Raw genomic sequence first — 5,174 nt, 5'->3', positions numbered from 1 at the left:
TATGGACGCGGCGCGGGCGGCGATCCCACGGCCAGCGCCGTGGTGGCGGACTTGGTGGATGTGGCGCGGACCATGACCGCCGATCCCAGCAACCGGGTGCCCCATCTCGCCTTCCAGCCCGATGCCATGAGTGCCTTGCCGCTGCTGCCCATGGCCGAGGTGGAGAGCGCTTACTATCTGCGCATCCACGCCCATAACCGCCCCGGTGTGCTGGCACAGGTGGCGACGATGCTGGCGGAGTATGAGATTTCCATCGAAGCGCTGGTGCAGAAAGAGACGCCGGAGGCAGACAGTGTGCCCATCGTCCTGCTGCTGCACCGCTGCCGGGAGGGTGACCTGGAGCGGGCCATCGCCCGCATTGAAGCGCTGCCGGTGGTCGTTCAGCCCGTGCTGCGCCTGCGCGTCGAGAGTTTGGCGGAAGGGTGATCCGTCCGCCGCACTGAATTTTGGCATTTCATCTTAAATCAGGATAACTTCATGACCCGTTATACCGGCATTATCGACCATTACCGCGCCTTCCTGCCCCTGGCTCCCGAGACTCCGGCGGTGAGCCTGGGCGAGGGCAATACGCCGCTGATCGAGTGTATCAACCTGCCCCGCCAGCTTGGCCTCGATATCCGCCTTTTCCTCAAATTCGAGGGCCTGAATCCCACCGGCTCCTTCAAGGACCGTGGTATGACCATGGCGGTGACCAAAGCCAAGGAAGAGGGCAGTGAGATGGTGATCTGCGCCTCTACCGGCAACACTTCGGCGGCAGCAGCGGCTTACGCGGCGCGGGCGGGAATGCGCGCTTTCGTGGTGATCCCGGAAGGCAAGATCGCCCTCGGCAAGCTTTCTCAGGCGATGATGCATGGTGCCATGGTGTTGCAGATTCGCGGCAACTTCGACGCGGGGATGCAGATTGTCCAGGAAGTGGCGGCCAATGCGCCCATCACCCTGGTGAACTCGGTCAATCCCTATCGCTTGCAGGGCCAGAAGACGGCGGCCTTCGAGATTATCGAAGCGCTGGGTGAGGCGCCCGATTATCACGCCCTGCCCGTGGGTAATGCCGGCAATATCACCGCCCACTGGATGGGCTATTGTGAGGCCACTGATGGGCGGACCGACAAGTCCCAGTCTCTGACCGCTTCCTGCAAGTTCTGTAATGGCGCCTGCACCTATGGTCACGGTAAAACGGGCAAACGACCGAAGATGCTGGGTTTTCAGGCGGCAGGCAGTGCTCCATTCATCGTTGGCGATTATGTGAAAGACCCCGAGACCATCGCCACGGCCATCCGTATCGGTCATCCCATGTCCTGGGATCAGGCGCATCGGGTGCAGGCCGAAAGCGGCGGCTGGTTTGGCGGTCATAGCGATGCCGAAATTCTGGAGGCGCAGCGCTGGCTGGCGCAATACGAGGGCGTTTTCTGCGAACCGGCCTCGGCGACTTCGGTGGCGGGGGTGGTGGCCGCGGTTCGCGCCGGAAAAATTGAAACGGGCGCGACGGTGGTCTGTACCCTCACCGGGCATGGCCTCAAAGATCCCGATACCGCCATTGCTCAGGGCGGCGAAGTGCGCACCGTGGATGCCAGTCTGGAGGCCGTGCAGCGCGCCATTCTGGACCGCTGATGGCCGATCTCTGCCTCTGGCTGTCGGGGTTACGCGGTGTGCCGGAGGACGACCTGGGAGCGGTATTGCCGCGTTACTGGGGGTGTGGGCGGGCGGAGCGGTTGACGGCTGGTTCCTCTCTGGAGGTGGCGGGACGTTTGCTGGGTTTCAACGGCTTGCTGCCGGCGGCGGCATTGCTGGCGGAGTCTGAGGGTATAGCGACCGAAGGGCACTGGGTCATCGCCCTGGAGCCGGTGGCGTTTCGCGGCCAGGCGGGGCGGGCGGTCTTACAGCCTCTGCCCGGCCTGGAGGAAGCCGCCGCCGCGGCACTGTTTACGTCTGCTGTTGAGCACATGGCGGATACCCCCTGGACATTGCGGCGCGGCGCCCGGCGTTGGTATGTGCTGACCGCCGACACGCCCGACCTGCACTGTCCCGATCCCGAACAAGTCTGGGGCCGTGAGCCGCTGGCCCTGCAAGTCACCGGTACCGATGCCCGGCGCTGGAATGCCTTCCTCAATGAGTTGCAAATGCTCCTCGCCGCGCATCCCGTCAATCAGGATGTCGATGCCGACGGTCAGGAACCCTGGTGTCTGTTCTGGGCCTGGGGGGAGGGGCGATTACCTGCTGCGCGGCCCATTCCGCGGTGGCAGACCGTGGCGGCGGAGGCGGACTACCTGCAGGCCGCGGCCCGCTGGCTCGGTCTGCCCCTGTCCTATCCCAAAGCGTTGCAGGCCGCCGTAAAACTCCCCGATGATCTGCTCTGGGTCTGGTCCGGAGCCTGGCTCTATCCCGATGCGGCAAAGTCTTTCGCGGCGCTGGTCCCGGCCCTGCAATCCTTGTGGCGGAGCGGCGGGCGCCTGGAGTGTTTGACGGGGGTGCTTGCCAGCGGTGGTATAGAGCGCCTTACGCTTCGCCGTACGGATCGCTGGCGCTTCTGGCGCGGACCGGCCCGGCCGGGCCATGCGCTGCCGGGGGGCTGGTAGGTGTCTGAAGCCGCGCGCATTGTCGACCGTCCTGTGGCAGCGGCGATATTGCGCGCGACTTTGGAGCTTGGATATACCCCGCTCCAGGCCCGGATCATTGCCGGTAGATTGAGCGAGGCCGATCTGGCGAAACTGCCGGAGTTGCTGAATCTGCAGTTGAGTGGCCTCACCCCGCCGGATTTGCTGCCTGATATCGACATCGCTTCTGAATGCATCGTCTCCGCCATAAAACAAGGGTTGCCCATCCTCCTGATTTCCGACTTCGATGCGGATGGCGCCTCGGCCCATGCGGTGCTGAAGTTTGCGTTCCGGGATTATTTCGGCGTGTCGGAAGCGCGGATTCACAGCTATATCGGCCATCGTCTGCGGGACGGTTACGGCGTCACCGAAACCCTGACCGACCGCATTATTGCCGAGGCCCCCCGCCCCGCCTTGATTATTACCGCGGATCAGGGGAGCACGGATCATGAACGGATCGCCAGGCTGCGGGATCATGGTTTTATCGTCGTCATCACGGATCATCACGGCGTGCCCGCATCCGGGCCGCCCCCTGCGGCCATGGCTTGTGTAAACCCGGTGCGCGAGGATTCGGCATTTCCCGATCCTTACATCGCCGGCGTGCAGGTGGCGTGGTTGCTGTGCTGTGCGGTTCGCCAGCGGCTGATTCGGGACGGCGACCTTCCCGCCCGTGCGCCAAAACTCGGCGGTCTTTTGGACCTGGTTGCCCTGGGAACCATGGCCGATTGCGTCAATCTGGCGCGGTCCATCAATAACAAGGCGATAATCGCCCGCGGCCTGGCGATCATGAACTCGCCGGTGGCACGGCCCGCCTGGCAGGCATTGTACGTAGCCAGCCATTGCAAAGGGCCCATTACCGCGGCCACCCTGGCCTTTCATTTCGCGCCCGTCATCAACGCCCGCGGGCGCCTGGATTCGGCACTGGGCAGTGTTGATTTGCTTATGAGTGATAGCGTTCCGGTGGCGGAAGAACTGGCGCAGCATTTCGTGGAGCACAACACCGAACGTAAGGCGGTCCAGTCGAACATGCTGCAAAGAAGCACAAAACAGGCGGCACAGCAGGTTCGGGATGGCGCGGCGGCCATTACGATATTCGACCCGGAAGGCCACGCGGGTGTCCACGGCATTTGTGCGGCGCGACTGGCGGAGTCTTTCGGTAGACCGGTCGCTTATTTCTCGCCAAAAAATGACGCGGAACATATCACGGCATCGCTCAGGACCGTGCACGGTTTTCATGTACGGAATGCCTTGGCGGAGATCGCCGGCCGTTATCCCGATGATTTTGTCGCCTGGGGCGGCCATGCGGGCGCTGGTGGTGTGACCTTGAAGCGGGATGGTCTGCAGCGCTTTGCGGAAGCGTGGGCCTCTACCGCCGCAAACGCATTGCGTGACCACAGGGTCGGCCCGGAGATTGTCACCGATGGTGCGCTGGAGGTGACTCCCAGCTTCGCCGTTGTGGAAGAACTGACCGCCTTAGAACCTTTTGGCCGCCAATGGGAGCACCCCGTTTTCAGAAGCCACGGCCGGATTGAACAAATCCGCCCGGTGGGTGACGGCAGGCATCTGAAACTGGTCGTGAAAATGGATGCGATGGACTACGATGCCATCTGGTTCGGCGCCGTGGAAAATGGCGTCTGCCCGGTGGGAGTGGGGCAGACGGTACTCATGGCTTACGAGCTGGATGTGAATATGTTCCGGGATACGACGACGCTGCAGTTGCGTATTCGGCATGCTGCGTTGGTCGACGGAGGAGCTTGACGGAGGTTTTCCGATCCCCTCACCAATGCGCTTTTGCGAATGAGCAACTTAGACCTCATGTATCATTATCATTCTATCGCGTTACCATTACCTCTGTATTATATCAAAGCCACATGATTCATGTCCAAGTCCACCTATGCAAGTAACCTCGCGGACGTTAACCTTGTTTTTAAATATGCCCTCTGCTACGCCGGCGATCAAACCGCCCTCGAAAGAACACAGGGTGCGCCCGACAGGTTCCATTCCAGAGCAGGTAACGCACTCGTAAACATCAATATGCAGTTGCCCTTTATCATTTTCCCCAGTTTTTACAACCCCTATTTTAAGTTGTTCGCATAACTCTACAAATTGGCTTAGATCTTTTAACCCAAGGCTATACCCAAGGTGTCTTCCCGATAGGTATGCTTGTGCCGTAGAACTGACACCAAACATATCCTCTAGAAGGATAAGGCGCACCAGCCTGAATAGTGCGATTGGTGCCTCATTACCTAAAGTCGGACGCACTACTTTTGTAGCGTTTGCGAAGTCTATTTTTTCAAAAATGTTGGTTTCTATAGCCATAGGTCACCTTAATTGTGGAAATTTTTATTACAAACATTGATCATATGCCGCATGCCCCCGATTGGGGACGGATCGAGGTGCATAAGCGTCGCAGGCAACGAGTTATCCATTTTAATGAGCGGATCGTTTTGTTGGGGCGGTTAAGACGCGCTCGGACCTCCTGGGGGTAGGCCATCGGGTACGCCTGGTAAATTGCCGTAGCCACTGTTGTACCGACCAGATTCCTGGTCGGGTGGTGGTTGCTGGTTGTACCCCTGATTTCCA

General features: G+C 60.6%; 5 protein-coding genes. 4 read left to right on the top strand and 1 reads right to left on the bottom strand.

Annotated elements, in window-relative coordinates:
• From HF921_RS11025 to HF921_RS11010, 4 genes are all read left to right on the top strand, one after another.
• On the top strand, positions 1 to 426 hold a 426-nt coding region (locus HF921_RS11025), incomplete at its 5' end, for an ACT domain-containing protein (protein WP_215893816.1).
• 51 nt (positions 427 to 477) lie between these two features.
• Positions 478 to 1,608 (top strand): threonine synthase, encoded by a 1,131-nt coding sequence (gene thrC, locus HF921_RS11020; RefSeq protein WP_215893815.1) that lies wholly within the window; start codon positions 478 to 480, stop codon positions 1,606 to 1,608.
• Positions 1,608 to 2,573 (top strand): hypothetical protein, encoded by a 966-nt coding sequence (locus HF921_RS11015; RefSeq protein WP_215893814.1) that lies wholly within the window; start codon positions 1,608 to 1,610, stop codon positions 2,571 to 2,573. Before thrC ends, HF921_RS11015 begins: the two co-directional genes overlap by 1 nt.
• Positions 2,574 to 4,349 (top strand): single-stranded-DNA-specific exonuclease RecJ, encoded by a 1,776-nt coding sequence (locus HF921_RS11010; RefSeq protein WP_215893813.1) that lies wholly within the window; start codon positions 2,574 to 2,576, stop codon positions 4,347 to 4,349.
• Positions 4,350 to 4,436: 87 nt separating this feature from the next.
• Here HF921_RS11010 and HF921_RS11005 read toward each other — a convergent pair whose 3' ends face one another.
• A complete protein-coding gene (locus tag HF921_RS11005; RefSeq protein WP_064220126.1) occupies positions 4,437 to 4,910 on the bottom strand; it encodes a V4R domain-containing protein in 474 nt (157 codons plus the stop codon).
• Positions 4,911 to 5,174: the final 264 nt, after the last annotated feature.

The sequence above is a fragment of the Acidithiobacillus ferriphilus genome, assembly GCF_018854775.1.
In the GTDB taxonomy this organism is placed as follows: domain Bacteria; phylum Pseudomonadota; class Gammaproteobacteria; order Acidithiobacillales; family Acidithiobacillaceae; genus Acidithiobacillus; species Acidithiobacillus ferriphilus.
Note: the sequence above shows the minus strand (reverse complement) of the source record. Positions and strands in the feature narration are given on the sequence as shown.

Bases quoted from the DNA above. Each gene is read 5' to 3' on its own strand.
- thrC (WP_215893815.1), top strand. From the start codon at position 478: ATGACCCGTTATACCGGCATTATCGACCATTACCGCGCCTTCCTGCCC.
- HF921_RS11015 (WP_215893814.1), top strand. From the start codon at position 1,608: ATGGCCGATCTCTGCCTCTGGCTGTCGGGGTTACGCGGTGTGCCGGAG.
- HF921_RS11005 (WP_064220126.1), bottom strand. From the start codon at position 4,910: ATGGCTATAGAAACCAACATTTTTGAAAAAATAGACTTCGCAAACGCT.